Origin of the sequence: Brevundimonas sp. (assembly GCF_041648615.1) — a bacterium.
Classification (GTDB): Bacteria; Pseudomonadota; Alphaproteobacteria; order Caulobacterales; family Caulobacteraceae; genus Brevundimonas.
The window spans coordinates 1-16903 of the sequence record NZ_JBAZOS010000013.1 but is presented as its reverse complement, the minus strand read 5'-3'; the positions used below and the strand labels follow the sequence as shown (position 1 = coordinate 16903).

At 68.4% G+C, this 16903-nt stretch carries 22 protein-coding genes; 13 read left to right on the top strand and 9 right to left on the bottom strand.

Annotated features, from left to right (window positions below; all coding sequences use genetic code 11):
• The first annotated feature begins 32 nt into the window (after positions 1-32).
• From WC555_RS07045 to WC555_RS07030, 4 genes are all read left to right on the top strand, one after another.
• On the top strand, positions 33-605 hold the full coding sequence (locus WC555_RS07045; protein ID WP_373252456.1) for a hypothetical protein: 573 nt from the start codon (positions 33-35) through the stop codon (positions 603-605).
• Complete coding sequence (locus tag WC555_RS07040) at positions 602-1000, top strand: host attachment family protein (protein ID WP_373252454.1); 399 nt, start codon at positions 602-604, stop codon at positions 998-1000. The genes WC555_RS07045 and WC555_RS07040 overlap by 4 nt, the downstream gene beginning before the upstream one ends.
• Before the next feature lie 96 nt (positions 1001-1096).
• Complete coding sequence (locus tag WC555_RS07035; protein WP_373252453.1) at positions 1097-1648, top strand: hypothetical protein; 552 nt, start codon at positions 1097-1099, stop codon at positions 1646-1648.
• 191 nt (positions 1649-1839) lie between these two features.
• Complete coding sequence (locus WC555_RS07030) at positions 1840-2328, top strand: hypothetical protein (RefSeq protein ID WP_373252451.1); 489 nt, start codon at positions 1840-1842, stop codon at positions 2326-2328.
• Between the two features lie 70 nt (positions 2329-2398).
• Here the strand turns inward: WC555_RS07030 and WC555_RS07025 are convergent, their stop codons facing one another.
• On the bottom strand, positions 2399-2800 hold the full coding sequence (locus WC555_RS07025; protein ID WP_373252450.1) for a hypothetical protein: 402 nt from the start codon (positions 2798-2800) through the stop codon (positions 2399-2401).
• 175 nt (positions 2801-2975) lie between these two features.
• Here WC555_RS07025 and WC555_RS07020 point away from each other — a divergent pair, with 175 nt between their 5' ends.
• The 6 genes from WC555_RS07020 to WC555_RS06995 all read left to right on the top strand — a co-directional run bounded on the left by WC555_RS07020 (position 2976) and on the right by WC555_RS06995 (position 7315).
• Positions 2976-3290 carry a hypothetical protein gene (locus tag WC555_RS07020; RefSeq protein WP_373252448.1) on the top strand — a complete coding sequence of 105 codons (315 nt, stop codon included), beginning with the start codon at positions 2976-2978 and terminating at the stop codon, positions 3288-3290.
• Positions 3291-3389: 99 nt separating this feature from the next.
• A complete protein-coding gene (locus WC555_RS07015) occupies positions 3390-3905 on the top strand; it encodes a hypothetical protein (RefSeq protein ID WP_373252447.1) in 516 nt (171 codons plus the stop codon).
• A 41-nt stretch (positions 3906-3946) separates the two neighbouring features.
• Positions 3947-4186, top strand: a complete 240-nt coding sequence (locus tag WC555_RS07010) for a hypothetical protein (protein ID WP_373252445.1) — start codon at positions 3947-3949, stop codon at positions 4184-4186.
• Between the two features lie 75 nt (positions 4187-4261).
• The gene (locus tag WC555_RS07005; protein ID WP_373252444.1) at positions 4262-4597 is read left to right on the top strand and encodes a hypothetical protein; all 336 of its coding nucleotides are present in this window, start codon (positions 4262-4264) and stop codon (positions 4595-4597) included.
• Positions 4598-5399: 802 nt separating this feature from the next.
• On the top strand, positions 5400-5927 hold the full coding sequence (locus WC555_RS07000; protein WP_373252442.1) for a hypothetical protein: 528 nt from the start codon (positions 5400-5402) through the stop codon (positions 5925-5927).
• 44 nt (positions 5928-5971) lie between these two features.
• Positions 5972-7315: a DNA-packaging protein gene (locus WC555_RS06995; RefSeq protein ID WP_373252533.1), complete on the top strand. Its 1344-nt coding sequence runs from the start codon at positions 5972-5974 to the stop codon at positions 7313-7315.
• Between the two features lie 94 nt (positions 7316-7409).
• Here the strand turns inward: WC555_RS06995 and gmk are convergent, their stop codons facing one another.
• From gmk to WC555_RS06955, 8 genes are all read right to left on the bottom strand, one after another.
• Entirely contained in the window at positions 7410-8051 is a 642-nt protein-coding gene (gene gmk / locus WC555_RS06990; protein WP_373252441.1) for a guanylate kinase, read from the bottom strand.
• A complete protein-coding gene (locus tag WC555_RS06985; RefSeq protein WP_373252439.1) occupies positions 8041-8937 on the bottom strand; it encodes a YicC/YloC family endoribonuclease in 897 nt (298 codons plus the stop codon). Before WC555_RS06985 ends, gmk begins: the two co-directional genes overlap by 11 nt.
• Entirely contained in the window at positions 8934-10097 is a 1164-nt protein-coding gene (mltG, locus tag WC555_RS06980; RefSeq protein ID WP_373252437.1) for an endolytic transglycosylase MltG, read from the bottom strand. Before mltG ends, WC555_RS06985 begins: the two co-directional genes overlap by 4 nt.
• Complete coding sequence (fabF, locus tag WC555_RS06975; RefSeq protein ID WP_373252435.1) at positions 10098-11378, bottom strand: beta-ketoacyl-ACP synthase II; 1281 nt, start codon at positions 11376-11378, stop codon at positions 10098-10100.
• A gap of 107 nt (positions 11379-11485) precedes the next feature.
• Positions 11486-11725 carry an acyl carrier protein gene (locus tag WC555_RS06970; protein ID WP_055830235.1) on the bottom strand — a complete coding sequence of 80 codons (240 nt, stop codon included), beginning with the start codon at positions 11723-11725 and terminating at the stop codon, positions 11486-11488.
• A gap of 259 nt (positions 11726-11984) precedes the next feature.
• Entirely contained in the window at positions 11985-12725 is a 741-nt protein-coding gene (gene fabG / locus WC555_RS06965) for a 3-oxoacyl-[acyl-carrier-protein] reductase (RefSeq protein ID WP_373252433.1), read from the bottom strand.
• A 174-nt stretch (positions 12726-12899) separates the two neighbouring features.
• The gene (gene fabD / locus WC555_RS06960; RefSeq protein WP_373252431.1) at positions 12900-13844 is read right to left on the bottom strand and encodes an ACP S-malonyltransferase; all 945 of its coding nucleotides are present in this window, start codon (positions 13842-13844) and stop codon (positions 12900-12902) included.
• Positions 13845-14146: 302 nt separating this feature from the next.
• Positions 14147-15553 (bottom strand): FAD-binding oxidoreductase, encoded by a 1407-nt coding sequence (locus WC555_RS06955; RefSeq protein WP_373252429.1) that lies wholly within the window; start codon positions 15551-15553, stop codon positions 14147-14149.
• Positions 15554-15608: 55 nt separating this feature from the next.
• Between WC555_RS06955 and WC555_RS06950 the strand changes: the two genes are divergently transcribed.
• The 3 genes from WC555_RS06950 to WC555_RS06940 all read left to right on the top strand — a co-directional run.
• Complete coding sequence (locus tag WC555_RS06950) at positions 15609-16049, top strand: NUDIX hydrolase (protein ID WP_373252428.1); 441 nt, start codon at positions 15609-15611, stop codon at positions 16047-16049.
• A gap of 44 nt (positions 16050-16093) precedes the next feature.
• Entirely contained in the window at positions 16094-16435 is a 342-nt protein-coding gene (locus WC555_RS06945; protein ID WP_373252426.1) for a hypothetical protein, read from the top strand.
• A gap of 139 nt (positions 16436-16574) precedes the next feature.
• A partial coding sequence (locus WC555_RS06940) for an SPFH domain-containing protein (RefSeq protein WP_373252424.1) occupies positions 16575-16903 on the top strand: 329 nt, incomplete at its 3' end.

Genomic DNA, 16903 nt, shown 5'->3' with positions numbered 1-16903 from the left:
ATCGGGCGCGAACCCGGGAAGGCCCGCAGCACGTGACACCCACACCCTGGCAGGTCGGCGGCATGGTGTTCGGCCTGATCGTCTACGCCGTCGCCTGGGTGCGCGGCGCCCGCCCGGAACGAACGGGCGCGGGCGTCCTGCTGCTGGCCTGCCTGCTCTCTGAAATCACCTATCGATGGGAGGTCGACGGACATTATCCGGCCGGCATGGTCCAGGACTGCGTCCGTCTCCTGATCTTCGCCTGGATGAGCTTCCGGATGGATCGTTGGTGGCTCCTGGTCATGACGGCGGCCAACGGGCTGCTGGTGCTGGTCTATGTGCTCAGACTGGTGGATCCGGCGGTATCGCAGTACACCCTGGCCTCGGCCCACGTCGGCCTGGGGTATCTGATCGACCTGACCCTGTTGTTCGGCGTGTTCGAGCGCTGGCTGTCGGGAGAACGGGCGGCTGCCCCGGCCGCCTGGGCGGAGGCGAACCGGGCGACGGCGGCCCGCGACGCCGCGCGATGGCGGGGCGACAATGACGCGGCGCAGGCGCATATAGCGGCAACCCCGGGACCCGCGGGACGTTCAGCGGGTCCCCCAACAATCGGAGACTCCGGATGATACTTTCCACAGGCACGCTCGTGGCGGTCGTCGATGGCGAGAAGCTGGCGCTGTACGAGAACAAGGGGCATCAGAAGATCGAGCTGAGCCCCAAGCCGACGCCGGAGATCGCCGATCGCGCCTCGGGCGCCGCGGGTCGGATCTCGAGCGACGCCAACCCCGATAACGACACCCAGGCCGAGGACGGCTTCGCCATGGGCGTGGCCGACGTCCTGAACAAGATGGTGCTCAACCACAAGGTCGAGCATCTGCTGGTCATCGCCGCGCCCAAGACCATGGGTCAGCTGCGCAAGGGCTGGCACAAGGAAACCGCATCGCGGGTCGTCGGCGAAATCTCGAAGGACCTGACGGGGCATTCGGCCGAGCAGATCGCGACGGCGATCGAGAAAGCGTAGGGGCCGGCCCCCCTCTCATCCTACGGTCTGCTCCCGGGATGAGAGGGCGGCGTCCGCCGAAGCGATTGAACATCCATGAACCGTGGACCGCGTCCGATGATCCGTTCCCGTCCGTCCGGCCTCGCCCTGCCGGTCCTGCTCGCCTGCAGCGTGCTCGGCCTGGGCGCCTGCGCCTCGACGCCCGGATTTCCCGGCATGGAGTTCAACCGCGCCCAGGCGGACGAGGGCGGAGCGACCTTCCGCGAGGGCGTGGGCATGGCGGCGACCGCGCCCCTGGATGACCTCAACCTGCGCCGCAAACAGGTGCCGGAGGTTCTCATTTCGGCGCGGCGCGCGCCCTATGCGACCGAAGGCTTGCGGCGGTGCAGCGACATCCGGGCCGGGATCAGCGCCCTGGACGAGGCGCTGGGACCCGATGTCGACCAGCCGCAGCCCGCGCAGGGCACGGGCGATCAGGCGGCCAATGCGGCGCTGGACATGGTGCGCGACACCGCGACCGATTTCATTCCCCTGCGCAGCTGGGTGCGAAGACTGTCCGGCGCGGAGGCCCATGACCGGGAGGTCCAGGCGGCGGTCCGCGCCGGCCTGGTCCGTCGGGGGTTCCTGAAGGGGATCGCCCGGCAGAGGCAGTGCACGCTTCCGGCCTGACCGGCCTGGCGGGGGGCCGTCGGGCGCGCCGGGAGGCGGACCGCGACGGCTTTCGGGCGGCCGCCGGGGACGCGGGGCCGTTGGGTTCAAGGCGGGGCGTGTCAGGCGGCCGATGTTGACCGTCGGCGATCGGACCGCAGGTTCATGGCCGCTCCCGACCCATTGCGGACCTTGCTCAAACGGCGGCAGCCATGCATCAAAAAGGCATGGAGCACTTCACGCGGGCTTGGGCACTCGGTGACCTTTCTGACGACGAGGCCGCCAAGGTTGAGAGTGCCTATCGAACATACATCGACACTCTCGATCACGGCTCGGCAGTCCGGCAATTTGCGACAACGATAGGGTTGAATGACGCCCTTGTAGATCGGGCCATCATCGACTCGGGCAACGTCCGGCTGCGGCTTCTCACCGGCGATCAGCAGCGCGGCTATTGGCACACCGAGATCACCTACAAGAACGCCCGCATCGTCTTCGGACAGGATGCCCTCGCCCAGGCGGTGCAGAACCGTCCGACCGAGATTTGGTATGATGAGTTCTCAGGCGGGGAGCCTGAGATGGTCCATCGGTTCCTGCTGGTTCAACCGAGCGGAACTGAAGATCGAGGGGAGGTCCGCATAGAGTTCACCGACCTCAAATTTTCCGAGACTCCGGCTCAAGATCGCCACCTGCCGCCTCTTTGAGGGCGGGTCCGCTAACCACCCTCAGGGGACAGTCCGCTTTCGACCCAAAGCGGACATCCCAGCGGCGGACTTAGCCGTCTGTAAGAATGGCAGACTCACACAGCCCGACGAAGAACACCGTGAAGTTCCCGTGGAGAACTACGAGTGCGGCTTCTCCGCTAACGATCCGGTCGGCCCGTTCCGCTTCGTCCTCGACCTCACTCTGAAAATAGTCCGGCCAGCGAGGGTTTGGAGTGCCAAACAGCCTCCGCAGGAGCCGCTTTCTGGGTCGTTTTCCTTGGATGATCTCTAACCAACCGATCAGGTTGTTAGATTCAACGGCTACGTGGAAACGCTCCACCCCACGCATCTCAAGCACGTAAGGTTTGCCCGTCCAGTCAGTCATCCTCGCGGTCACGCGGTCGCTAGCGAAATCTAATCCGGTCAGCGAACCATCGTGAAGATTCGGAATGTCGATAACCAACGAAGTCATGGCCTCTTATATCTTCGCCATGATCGCATTCCACCCGGCCCAATCCCGCAATATGTGCCCTGCCCAGAGACTGAGCCGAACGTCCGGAAAGTAGCGCAATGCCTGTGACCGTTCCCGACCCATTGCGGACCTTCGTGGTTGAGGCGACAGTCCGTCACCAAGTCCGGGGCCCGATGTGCGCACGTTCTTCCTGTATGGCATCAAAGACGCTCGACAGGCATCCGCCTATCTTGACCACCATCTCACCCCGAGTGGCGAGAAGGAGTGGACGCTCTGCAGCGGGGCCCGTCCTTTCGCGTGGCTCCGTGTCGATCCGGAGGCGGAGCTATACGGCGATGAGGGTGACGACCTCATCGAACACGGACCCTGCATTGTCGCTGACCGGAGCGGTGCTCTTGCTCATCTGGAACCCGATCTGATTGCTTTCCTGAAGCTGGCGCAGTCGACTTTGGGAGGGACCCTCCGCGGCGATAACGACGAACTTCTCTAAGGTCGGCATTCCGCGCCTAAGCGACAGTCCGCTCCCGACCCATTGCGGACATCCTGACGCGACGCCTAACCTGCTGGTAGCAGAGCAAGCGGAGGCTCAATGACCCTGTTGTCCTTAGCGGCGGCCCTTCTGATGCTGGCCGGTGGGCAGGCAGTGACGACCGACCGTCCGCGGTGTTGTGGGTCGGATAACCGGGTCATTGTCGTAAGTGCTGATCAGAACGTCGCGGTCGCCTTGGGCCGAGGCCTGGAACTGGACGATGGCAGCCAGCGGTTCTTTACCTACAAGGTGTTCCGCCACGGCGTGGCCGAGAGCAACTGGACTACGCCCGCCTATCAAGAAGGCGCGATAGACGTTCGCTGTGAAGACCAAACGGCCAGGGTCGTTTTCCAGAGGCTCTACCGAGGCAACGGTGACCCGCTCACAACCGTCCAGATCACCGACAACGACGCACCGTTCTCGCCAGTCACCGATCCCGCGCTGCAACGACAGTTCGACGTTATTTGTGGGGATGAGCCTCGCGTCTCGTATGAACAGCCATTCCTCTTCATGGAGGCTTACGGATTGAACGACGGCAGGAACCCGCGTGTGGGGCCGGGTCCAATGGTGCGTTAAATCAGTGCCTCCCCTTTCCACCCGTTGCGGACATTGGGCTTGTGAGCGACACCATGCCCATGGATCGAAATATTGAACCCGGCACGAAGGTGCGACTAACCAACCACTCGGACGGCAGTTGGGAGGACGGCGTTGTGGTCCATTGCTGGTTGAGCGACGAGATCAACGCCCACGATTGCTATGTCGCGTTCTTCGGTGAGGCGATCCCCGCCGGCCAACCAGCATCGAAGCCTTACGTTCTGCAATACGCTTCCACCTCCCTGACTGTGCTTGAGGAATAGACAGCTTCCCACCCGAAGGCGGCGGTCTGCTCCCTACCCATTGCGAACCCTCACCCTGCCTGACAGCATGCTTGGATGCGCGTTGTCCTCCTACTTGCTTTGCTTTTCCTCACCGGCTGCGGATCGCAGAGGCCATTTGACCGGGAGCGATGGCTTGATGCCGATCTGGCGACCCGCGAGCGTGCGCACATGATCGCCAGCTTTCTCAAGGCGCACCCTCTCCAAGGTATGGATCGGGCGGAAGTAGTCCACCTGCTCGGCCCTCCGACGCCGACCGACAAATGGGAGGGGACCGAAATGATCTATGTCTTGGGGCCGGACGGAAGCCTCATGGCTATCGACCACGAGTGGCTTCTGATCGAGCTGGACGAGACAGATCGAGTTGCGAGCTACGACGTCGTGTCAGACTGACGTCCGTTTCCAAGCTCTGTACGGACGTCCGCTGCCGACCCGTTGCAGACCTTGCGCTTCGGCCATAGGGTCAATCGACATACATCAGGCCAAGCAGACCTCGGGACCTCCGATTGAGTGAGCAGCGCAGCCAAGGTCCAAGTCGTTTGCGGATTGCGCGACGTTGGCAGTGGCTTGCAGCTTTCGGATCCGCCCTGTTCTTCCTGGCCTGCTTTATCGGTTGGCCGCTAGGCTATTGGTGGCCGTCAGCGATCGGTTTCGTCGCCTTTTTGCCTAGCTGTTGGGTGTTCAACACCAAGTGCTATGATTGCGGTCATCCCGCATTCGCGAACCATGCTGCCGACGAAGAGCTTAGGCGCGATCGGAGATTTTGGACCCGTTTCTGGGGCAAAGAATATGGCGGGGTGCATCTGCCGCTTCGACGTGCATGCACCAAATGTGGCGCACGTTTTTGATGCTGCCGAGTGGCTTGCTGACTTCCGCTAACCACCCACAGCGGACCTCCCGATGGTCCGCTTCCGGCTGGAGCCGTTGACCGGCGGAGGAGCCGGCGGCGCCCCGTCGAACGCGGCGCGTATCGAAGGGCCCTGTCCGCCGTCGCCGTCACCCGGGACAATCAGGCCGACACATCCTCGATATCCCGCCCTCCATATCCGCGACACCCGACACACCCGCGACAAATGCTGACAATTCGCCGCCAACCAGACGAATCCGGCGCGCCAACCGTCTGATCCGCTGCGGTTTTCGTCGCCTGTCGGGGTCATCTGCCCGCCGCAGGAAGCGGCGGTCCCATACTGTCGGGATGGAACAGACAGACACGCCCAAACGCCGCAACGACTACAAGATCCGCAGCGACCGGACCTGGACCCTGATCCGGGAACGGTATCTGGCCGGCCAGAGCGCGCCGAGGCTGGCCGGGGTGTTCGACGTCACCGAGGCGGCGATCCGGCGACGGGCCGGCCGGCAGGGCTGGACCAAGCGGTCGCTGGCCGAGGCGACGCCCCCGGAGCCGGCCGACGCGGGGCTGGCCGACGCCGTGGCGGGCCTGCTGGACGGGGACCTGACGCCCCGCGACGCGGCGCGGCTGGCGCTGGGCGAGGCGGTGAAGCTGTTGCGCGGCGGCCGGATGGGGCTGGCCGGCGAGGCGGCGCGGGTGGCCGATGTGATGGGTCGGGCGGCGGCGCGGCTGGGCGACGAGGCGGCGGATCCCGGCGAGCCGGACGAGGCGGCGTTCGAGGCGGTGCGGCGCAAGGTGCTGGGGTGGGATTCCCTTCACCCCTCCACCGCTTCGCGGTCCCCCTCCCCGCGGGGCGGGGAGGAGACGGCGTGAGCCGGGTCGAAGGGTTCGACGGCCTGCCCTTTTCCGAGAAGCGGATGTTCGCGGCGGACTGGGGGACGTGGGCCCATGAGGGGCAGAAGCCGCCGGAGGGGGACTGGACGACCTGGCTGGTGCTGGGCGGGCGCGGCGGGGGCAAGACGCGGGCGGGGGCGGAATGGGTCGCCGACCGGGCCCGCGAAGGCGGCCGGATCGCCCTGGTGGGGCAGAGCCTGCATGACGTGCGCGAGGTGATGATCGAGGGGCCGTCGGGCGTGCGCGCCCTGCCCCGCTACGGCCTGGGCGGACGGCCGAGCTGGGAGGCCAGCCGGCGCCGGCTGGTGTGGCCGAACGGGGCGGTGGGGATGGCCTTCTCGGCCGAGGACCCGGAGAGCCTGCGCGGGCCGCAGTTCGGGGCGGCGTGGGCGGACGAATGGTGCGCCTGGCGGCGGCCGGAGGCGACCCTGGCCCTGCTGCGGATGGGGCTGAGGCTGGGGGCGCGGCCGCGGCTGGTGCTGACCACGACGCCGAGGCCGACGGCGGCCCTGCGGCGGCTGTTGCGGGAGACGGGGGTGGCGCGGACCGACCTGCCGACGCGGGTCAACGCGGAGAACCTGGCCCCGGCGTTTCTGGAGGGGCTGGAAGGGCTGTACGGCGGGACGCGGCTGGCGGCGCAGGAGCTGGACGGGCGGGTGGTGGAGGGGGACGGGGCGCTGTTCACCCTCGAGATGATCGAGCGGGCGCGGCGAAAATCTCCCTCCCCTTCATGGGGAGGGACGGCGAGGCCACGGGCCGAGCCCGGGTGGGGCTCGCAGGGGCCGGAGCGCAGACTGACGCACCCCACCCTGTCGACGCTTCGCGCCGACATCCCTCCCCATGAAGGGGAGGGAGAACGCGCCGACTGGCCTTCCTTCGAGCGGGTCGTCGTGGCGGTCGATCCGCCGTGTTCGGCCGGCGGGGACGCCTGCGGGATCGTGGTCGTCGGCCGGGCGCGGGGCTCGGCCCGGGTGCTGGCGGACAGGACCGTGCGGGGACGGTCGCCGCAGGGCTGGGCGAGGGCCGTGGCGCGGGCGGTGGAAGCGTTCGGGGCGGCGCGGGTGGTCGCCGAGGCCAACCAGGGCGGGGAGATGGTCGAGGCGGTGCTGAAGGCGGCGGGGGTGACCTGTCCGGTCAGGCGGGTGCATGCGCGGCTCGGCAAGCGGGCGCGGGCCGAGCCGGTGGCGGCGCTCTACGAACAGGGCCGGGTGAAGCACGGTCCGGGGCTGGAGGCGCTGGAGGAGGAACTCATGGGGCTGGGGGACGAGGGCGGCGGCAGTCCGGACCGGGCCGACGCCCTGGTGTGGGCGGTGACGGACCTGCTGATCGACGGGGGCGGGCCGGGGCCGAGGGTCAGGGTGGTTTGAGGGTGTGGGGGGTGGGGGGTGGGGTGTGGCGGGTGCGGAGAGGGTGAAAGTGTCGGGGAATCACACCCCACACCCCACCTCCCACACCCAAACCTCAGACCGCCTCGTTCAGCAGGGCGGCCTTGTAGCCCTCGACCCAGATGTTGCGGAACCGCTTCGAGCGCTCGGCGTGGTAGATGTGGGCCAGCTCGGCGTAGGAGCGGTCGAAGTCGTCGTTGACGAAGACATAGTCGAACGCCCCGCAGTGCTCGATCTCGCCCTTGGCGTTGGCGATGCGGCGCTCGATGACGTCGTCGGCGTCCTGGGAGCGGGTCACCAGGCGGCGGCGGAGCTCCTCGAGGCTGGGGGGCAGGATGAAGACGCGGACGGCGTCTTCCGGGCATTTGGCGGCGATGTCGCGGGCCCCCTGCCAGTCGATGTCGAACAGGACGTCGCGGCCCTCGGCCAGGGCGCGGTCGATCGGGGCGCGCGGGCTGCCGTAGCGGCTGCCGTGGACGTCGGCCCATTCGAGGAAGGCGTCGGCCTCGATCATGCGCTGGAATTCGGCGTCGTCGACGAAATGGTAGTCGCGGTCGGCGACCTCGCCGGGGCGGATGGCGCGGGTGGTCATGGACACCGACAGCTCCAGACCGCCGTGGTCGGCCATCAGGCGGCGGCACAGGCTGGTCTTGCCGGCGCCCGAGGGGCTGGCGACGATCAGCAGGACGCCGCGGCGGGGCGTGCGTTCATTCGACATTCTGGACCTGTTCGCGCAACTGTTCGATCACGGCCTTGAGCTCGAGGCCGATTCCGGTGAGCGCGGTCGTAGCCGATTTCGAGCAGAGGGTGTTCGCCTCTCTCATGAATTCCTGCATCAGGAAGTCGAGTTTCCGTCCGGCGGGGGGTTGCTGCAACAGGGTGCGGGCCGAGGCGAGGTGGGCGGCCAGCCGGTCCAGCTCCTCGCGCACGTCGGCTTTCGTGGCGAGGGCGGCGGCCTCGAGGAAGATGCGGTCCTCCAGGCCCGGCGCGTCGGGAGCCAGTTCGGTCATGCGGCGGGCGAAGCGGTCGCGGATGGCGGCGGTCTGGGCGGCGGCCTCGGTTTCGGCGGCGGCGGTCAGGGCGGCGATGCGGTCGATGAAGTCGGCGATGACGGGCAGGAGCTGGCCGCCCTCGCGGTCGCGCGACAGTTTCAGGGCGTCGAGGGCCTGATCGATGGAGGCGGCCATGGCGGCCTCGACGGCGGCGCGGGTTTCGGGGTCGTCGATCTCCTCGGGCGCTTCCAGAACGCCGCGCAGGGACAGAAGCCCGTCGGCCGAGGGCGGGGTCGCCCCCTCCTCCGCCAGTTCGTTGGCGAGGGTCAGGTAGCGGGCGAGGATGTCCTGGTTGACCACCAGGGACGCGGCGCCGAGCGCGCGTTTCGCCTGGACGCCCAGCGTGACCTGACCGCGGCTCAGCCGGGCCTGGGCCGCGGCTTTGGCGTGGCGTTCAAGGCTGTCGAATCCGGGCGGGCCGCGGAAGCGGATCTCGAGGTTGCGGCCGTTGACCGAGCGGACCTCGACCGACCAGGTCCAGTCGCCTCCGCCTTCGACGACCAGCGCGCCGTCCGCCCGGCCGAAGCCGGTCATGCCGGAGATGTGCGTCATCGGGCCGGAGCCGGGGCCGGGGCGGCCGGCGGTATGCTGATGACCCGCGCGCCCGGCGGGATTGTCACGCCGGACGGCGCGACGGCATCGGGCGCGGCGGCGGGAGCGCCCGGAACCGCGCCGGGCGTGACGGTCGGAGCGGCCTCGGGCGGCAGGCCGGCCTTGCGGCGCTCGATCTCGCGCCAGCGGGCGACATTGGCGAGGTGCTCTTCATAGGTGCGGGCGAAGACGTGGCCGCCCGTGCCGTCGGCGACGAAGAACAGCTCGTCGCTGCGGGGCGGGTTGAGGACGGCGGCGACGGCGTCGCGGCCGGGATTGGCGATGGGCGTCGGCGGCAGGCCGTCGATCTGATAGGTGTTCCAGGCCGTCGCCCGGTCCAGTTCCGAACGCCGGATGCCCCGGCCCAGCGGACGGCCGCGGGTGATGCCGTAGACGATGGTCGGATCGCTCTCCAGCCGCATGCCCGCCCGCAGGCGGTTGCTGAAGACGGCGGCGACGCGCGGGCGCTCGGCCGCGAGGCCGGTTTCCTTTTCGACGATCGAGGCCAGCACCATCGCCTCCTCGGGCGTGCGGACGACCGTGGTCGGGCTGCGCGCGGCCCACAGGCGGGCCAGGTTCTCGTCGCGGGCGCGGCGCATGCGGGCGATGACGGACTCGCGCGTTTCGCCCCGGCTGACCTCATAGGTGTCGGGCCACAGCGAGCCCTCGTCCGGCGTGCCGTCGACGGTCCCGATCAGGATCGGCTGATTGTTGAGGATGTCGACCGCCTGGGCCGAGGACCAGCCCTCGGGCAGGGTGACATAGTGGCGGACCACCCGGCCCTCGACCAGCAGGACGATGACGGAGCGGAGGGACGCCTTGCTGGGCACCTCATATTCGCCCGCGCGCAGCTTGCGGTCGGCGCCGGTCAGGGTGGCGGCGGCCTTGAACATGTCCACCGAGCGGATCACGCCGGCGGACTTCAGGGTCGCGGCGATGGCCGAGACGCCCGCGCCGCTGGGCAGGGTGACGATGGTGGTCTGCTGACCGTCGCGCGCCGACGGGCCGGGGGCGTAGAAGACGCTCCAGGCGGCGACGAGGGCGGCGATGATGAACAGGCTGATCGTGGCCGTGGCGGCCAGGAACGCCGTCTTGCGGCCTGAACGGCGTTCGACCCCCACCTAGGCGACCTTTCTGAAGATGACGGTGGCGTTGGTGCCGCCGAAGCCGAAGCTGTTCGACATGGCCACGTCGATCTCCATCGGCTGGCCCTTGTCCCGAACCATGTTCATGGCGGTTTCCCGTTCCGGATTGTCCAGATTGATCGTCGGCGGCGCGATCTGGTCGCGGATGGCGAGGATGCAGAAGATGGCCTCGATGGCCCCCGCCGCGCCCAGCAGGTGGCCGGTCATGGACTTGGTGGAGGACAGGGCCACGTTCGGGGCGTGGTCGCCCATCAGCTTCTCGATCGCGCCGGCCTCGATCCAGTCGGCCATGGTCGAGGTGCCATGGGCGTTGACATAGTCGATGTCGGAGACGTCGATGCCGGCCCGCTTCACCGCCATCTGCATGGCCCGATAGCCGCCGTTGCCGTCCTCGGCCGGGGCGGTGATGTGATACGCGTCGCCGCTCATGCCGTAGCCGATGACCTCGGCGTAGATGGTCGCGCCGCGGGCCTTGGCGTGTTCGTACTCTTCCAGCACCACGATGCCGGCGCCCTCGCCCATGACGAAACCGGAATGGTCCTTGTCCCACGGCCGCGAGGCCTTTTCGGGCGTATCGTTATAGGCCGTGCACAGGGCCTTGCAGGCGAGGAAGCCGGCGATGCCGATGGGAACGATGGAGCTTTCGGCCCCGCCGGCCACCATGACGTCGGCGTCGTCCAGCATGATCATCCGCGCCGCGTCGCCGATGGCGTGGGCGCCGGTGGCGCAGGCGGTGACGACCGAGTGATTCGGGCCCTTGAGGCCGTGCCGGATGGAGATCTGGCCCGAGGTCAGATTGATCAGGGCCGAGGGGATGAAGAAGGGGCTGACCCGGCGCGGGCCCTGTTCCTTGAGGATGATGGCGGTGTCGGCGATGGGGCCGAGGCCGCCGATGCCGGAGCCGACCATGACGCCGGTGCGCTCGCGCTGTTCCTCGGTCTCGGGCTTCCAGCCGGAGTCGGCCAGGGCCTCGTCCGCCGCGGCGATGGCGTAGACGATGAAGTCGTCGACCCGCTTGCGGTCCTTGGGCGACATGACCTTTTCGTGGTCGAAGACGCCGGGTTCGCCCGGAACGCCCCCGCCCCGGCCGTCCACGGACGGGATTTCGCCCGCGATGGTGCAGCCATAGCCCTCGGTGTCGAAGCTGGTGATCGGGCCGATGCCCGACCGCCCCTCGAGGATGCCCTTCCAGTTATGGTCCACGCCCCAGCCGAGCGGGGTGAGCAGACCGAGGCCGGTGACGACGACACGGCGCATGAGCGCTCCTCGCAACAGAATCCAGACCGCAAACAGTAATGGCCGCCGGGCGGCCCCGCTAGGGGCGCGCCACGGCGGCCATCAAAGCCGTTTTGAAGTGGAGGCGATCAGCCCGCCAGCTTCTCGTCGATGAATTTCACGGCGTCGCCGACCGTCTGGATGTGTTCGGCGGCGTCGTCCGGAATTTCGATGTCGAATTCTTCCTCGAAGGCCATGACCAGTTCGACGTTGTCGAGCGAGTCGGCGCCCAGATCGTCGATGAAGCTGGCCTTTTCAACGACCTTTTCCGGATCGGCGTCCAGGTGGTCGATGACGATCTTGCGGACGCGTTCCAGGGTGTCGGACATGGGGGTCTCTGCTTTTGGGGCCGCCGGAGCGGCTGTTGTCTCGATCACTGCCGTATGACGACAGCGGCGACGGCGCAAGCCTTCAACGAAGACTCAGGCGCGTCGGTTGCGTGGGCTTTAGCACAGCCGCGACGGCTGGAAATAGGGGGAATGGGGTGTGGGGTGTGGGGGGGCGGATGCCGGCCCCTCAATGGTCTCGATGAGGGAAGAAGGACAGCCGGCCTTACACCCTACCCCCCCACACCCCACACCCTACCGCCTAGATCATCGCCATGCCGCCGTTCACGTGCAGGGTCTGCCCCGTGACATAGGCGGCTTCGTCAGAGGACAGATAGACAGCGGCGGCGGCGATCTCGTCGCCGGAGCCCAGCCGGCCGAGGGGGATGGTCTTGAGGATGGTCTCGCGCTGGGCGTCATTGAGCACGTCGGTCATCGGCGAGGCGATGAAGCCCGGGGCGATGCAGTTGACCGTGATGCCGCGGCTGCCGACTTCCTGCGCCAGCGACTTGGAGAAGCCGATCATGCCGGCCTTGGAGGCGGCGTAGTTGGTCTGGCCGGGGTTGCCGGTGACGCCCACGATCGAGGTGACGCCGATGATGCGGCCCGAGCGGCGCTTCATCATCCCCTTCATGGCCGCGCGCGAGAGGCGGAAATAGCTCTCGAGGTTGATCCGGATGACGTCCTGGAAGTCCTCGTCCTTCATCCGCATCAGCAGGCCGTCCTTGGTGATGCCGGCGTTGGCGATCAGGATGTCCAGCGGGGCGCCGGCGGCTTCCTCGGCGCGGGCGACCAGGCCGTCGACAGACTCGGCGTCCGACAGGTTGGCGGCGGCGAAGAAGGCGCGCTCGCCGAGTTCCTTCGCCAGGTCCTGCAGGACGGCCTCGCGGGTGCCCGAGAGGACCACGGTCGCGCCCTGGGCGTGCAGGGCGCGGGCGATCGAGCCGCCGATGCCGCCGGTCGCGCCGGTGACGAGAGCGGTCTTGCCGGTGAGATTGAACATCTGAAACTCCTTTTCCTTCTCCCCTTGCGGGAGAAGGTGGCCCGGAGGGCCGGATGAGGGGTCACGCGGACCTCTCAAGATTGAAGTTGGAGACGCCGCGCCGGCTTCCGCCGGTTCGACCCCTCATCCGTCAGGCTGCGCCTGACACCTTCTCCCGCAAGGGGAGAAGGAAAGTCAAAAACTCTTCGCGAACGCTTCCAGCTCTTCCGGCGTGTTGAGCGCGCCGCTCGCGGCGTCCGGGGCGATGCGTTTGGCCATGCCGGTCAGGACCTTGCCCGAGCCGATCTCGGCGAAGCGGGTCACGCCGCCCTCGCCGGCCATCCATTCCATGCTCTCGCGCCAGCGGACGCGGCCGGTGACCTGCTCGACCAGCAGGCGGCGGATGACCTCGGGGTCGGTCTCCGGGCGGGCGGTGACATTGGCCACGACGGCGACCGACGGGGCGACGATCCGGGCGTCCGCCAGGGCCTCGGCCATTTCGTCGGCGGCGGGCTGCATGAGCGGGCAATGGAAAGGGGCCGAGACGTTCAGGGGGATGGCGCGGGCGCCCAGCTCCTTGGCCTTTTCGATGGCGCGGTCGACGGCGGCCTTGTCGCCCGAGATGACGATATTGCCGGCGTTGTTGTCATTGGCGACGACGCAGACGCCGACCTCGGACCCGGCCGCGGCGGCGGCTTCGGCGAGGGCGAGATCGGTCTTCGGGCCGATCAGGGAGGCCATGGCCCCGCGCCCGACGGGGACGGCGCGCTGCATGGCCTGACCGCGCAGTTTCAGCAGGCGGGCGGTGTCAGACAGCGAAATCGCGCCGGCGGCGCACAGGGCCGAATATTCGCCCAGCGAATGGCCGGCGACGCAGGCGGCGCGGCTGACGTCGACGCCGAACTCGACCTTGAGGACGCGGGCGGCGGCCAGGGAGACGGCCATCAGGGCCGGCTGGGCGTTCTCGGTCAGGGTCAGCTGGTCCTCGGGGCCCTCGCGCATCAGCGCCGACAGCTTCTGGCCGAGGGCGTCGTCGATCTCGGCATAGACCTCGCGCGCGGAGGCGAAGGCGTCGGCCAGCGCCGCGCCCATGCCGACCGACTGGCTGCCTTGTCCGGGGAACAACAGGGCGAGGGTCATGGGCGGGGCTCCGGCGGGGTTGAATCGAGCGGGAGGGGTAGGACGATCAGACGGGCGGGGCAAGACGGGCCGACCGGGCTGATCTGGACTTGGGCAGGTTCTTCACGAAGACCACAAAGGGATCACGAAGAACACGAAGGGGCCGGCGGGCCCGCGTCTCCCGTCAGGGAGGCGCAAGAGAAAACGGATGGCGGGCAAGGGCCCGCGAGCCGTGGTCAGGCACACGCACTTCGTGCCCTTGGTGATGAACCAGCCTCCGCTGGCCACAAGCGCGAAACTCGGGAATTGGCCCTTCGGGCCAGTCAGAACAGCACCGCCGGGTTCATGATGCGGAGCGGGTCGATGGACGCGCGGACGGCCTGCATGGTCTGGATTTCGAGCGGCGACTTGTAGCGGCGGGCCTCGTCGGTCTTGAGGCGCCCCAGGCCGTGTTCGGCCGATATGGAGCCGTCGTAGCGGGCGACGATGTCGTGGACGACCTCGGACCCCTCGGCCCAGCGGGCGAGGAATTCCTTCAGGTCGCCGCCCGGCGGGCACAGCACGTCGTAGTGCATATTGCCGTCGCCGACGTGGCCGAAGGCGCTGACGCGCGCGCCGGGATGGAAGCGTTCGACGGCGGCCGTGGCCTCCTCGAGGAAGTCGGCGATGCGCGAGACGGGCACGGAGACGTCGTGCTTCCAGCCGCCGCCCTCGGGCTTCTGGGCGGCCGACTGTTCCTCGCGCACCTTCCAGAAGGCGGCGCGCTGGCTGTCGTTCTGGGCGATGGCCGCGTCGGTGATCAGACCGGTCTCGAAGGCGTGGGTCAGCAGCCGCTCCATGGCGGAATCGGCCCCGCCCGGTTCGCCGGACACCAGCTCGATCAGGACGTACCAGGGCGGCGTGGTGTCCAGCGGCTCGCGAGTGTCGGGGATGTTGGCGAGGACGAAGCCCATGCCGATTCGCTTCATCAGCTCGAACGCCTCGACGCCGCCGCCGGTCTCGGACTTGGCGCGGGCCAGCAATTCGATGGCGGCCGCCGGCGTATCCAGCCCGACCATGGCCGTGGCGCGGGAGCGCATGACCGGAAACAGCTTCAGGGTGGCGGCGGTGACGACGCCGAGCGTGCCCTCGGCCCCGATCAACAGTTGCTTGAGGTCGTAACCGGTGTTGTCCTTCCGCAGCCGCTTCAGGCCGTGGAATATCCGGCCGTCCGGCAGCACGGCCTCCAGCCCCAGCACCAGATCGCGCATGACGCCGTAGCGGATGACGGCGGTGCCGCCGGCGTTGGTCGAGACCACCCCGCCGATGGTCGCCGTGCCCTCGGCCGCGAGGCTGAGCGGGAACAGCCGGTCGGCGGCGGCGGCGGCCTGCTGCGCCTCCAGCAAGGTGACGCCCGCCTCGACCGTCATGGCGTCATCCAGGGGGGTGACGTCGCGGACCGCGCGCAGCTTGCGCGTCGACAGCAGCACCTCGCCAAAGGGGATCTGGCCGCCGACCAGTCCCGTGTCGCCGCCCTGGGGCGTGACGGCGACGCGATGTTCGGCGCAGATCGCGACCAGACGCGCCGTCTCCTCCGTCGAGCGCGGCGTCAGCATCAGGGGGGTGTGGCCCCGCCAGCGGTTGCGCCATTCGGTCAGCCAGGGGGCGATCTCGGCGACGTCGTCGGTCCAGCCGCCGGGGCCGGCGGCGGATTTCAGGGCTTGGAGCGCGGCGGCGGAGGGCGGGGTCATGCGCCCTTGTCTCAAAGTCATGGACGCGGCGAAAGGGCCAAGCCACGCTGACGTGATGACCCGCGCCCCGCCCTCGCCCGTCCCCGCCGTCGGCGTCGTCTGCCTGCGCGGCGACGAAGTGCTGCTGATCCGGCGCGGGACGCCGCCGCGGCAGGGCGAATGGAGCCTGCCCGGCGGCCGGATCGAGCCCGGCGAGCGCGCCGTCGACGCGGCCTTGCGGGAACTGCGCGAGGAGACCGGGGTCGAGGCGGAGATCACCGGCCTGATCGACGTGGTCGACGGCGTCTTTCCCGAGGCGGGCCGGCATTATGTGCTGATCGACTACGCCGCGCGCTGGATTTCTGGCGAACCCGTGGCGGGCGACGACGCGGTCGAGGCGCGGTTCGTGGCCCTGGACGAGGCGCCGGCGATGGTGGACTGGGCGGAGACGCGCCGGATCATCGCCCTCGCCGCGGCGTCCCATGATTTGGGACGCGACCGGACAGCGCGGCCGTGACATGGTCAAGCTTGCCGGCGGTGGGCCGGAGGGGGACCTTCATCATGCGTATCCGTAATCTCGTGGCGGCGCTCGCCGCCTCGGCCCTGCTCGCGCCGGCCGCCCTGGCCCAGACCGACTCGATCGACTTCACCCTGACCAACAACACCGAGCATGTGCTGACGGCCCTGTTCATCTCCCTGCCTTCGACCGACGAGTGGGAAGAGGACATCTTCGGCGCCGACGTGCTGGGCGCGGGCGAGAGCATGGACATCTCGATCGACGACGGCCTGCCCGAGTGCGTCTACGACATCCGCGCCGACTTCTCGGACGGCGATTCGGTGCAGGTCGCGGAGGTCAATTTCTGCGAACTGGACGGCGAGGAACTGGCCATCAACGAGGAATAGTCCGGCGTTCCGATCGCCGACTGGAGGGCGGCTCTCGCGGGAGCCGCCCTTTTTATTACGCGGATGTCATCTCTCCCCATCCGGTTTCTGTGGCGCGCGAGCCACAGGGTGCTAACCTGAGCGGGATTTGGGAGGCTTCATGGACACGTCCGTTCTTTTCACCCTCGCCCTGCTCGCCCTGGCCTTCGTGCTGCTGTTCAGCGTGGTCAAGATCGTGCCCCAGGGTCGCGAATTCACCGTCGAGCGGTTCGGCAAATACACCCGCACCCTCGCCCCCGGCATCAGCCTGCTGACGCCTTTCGTGGAGCGGGTCGGACGCCGCATGAACATGATGGAGCAGGTCCTCGACGTGCCCCAGCAGGAGGTCATCACCAAGGACAACGCCATGGTGAAGGTCGACGCCATCGTCTTCATCCAGGTGATGGAGGCCTCGGCCGCCGCCTACCGGATCGAGAACCTGCCCTACGC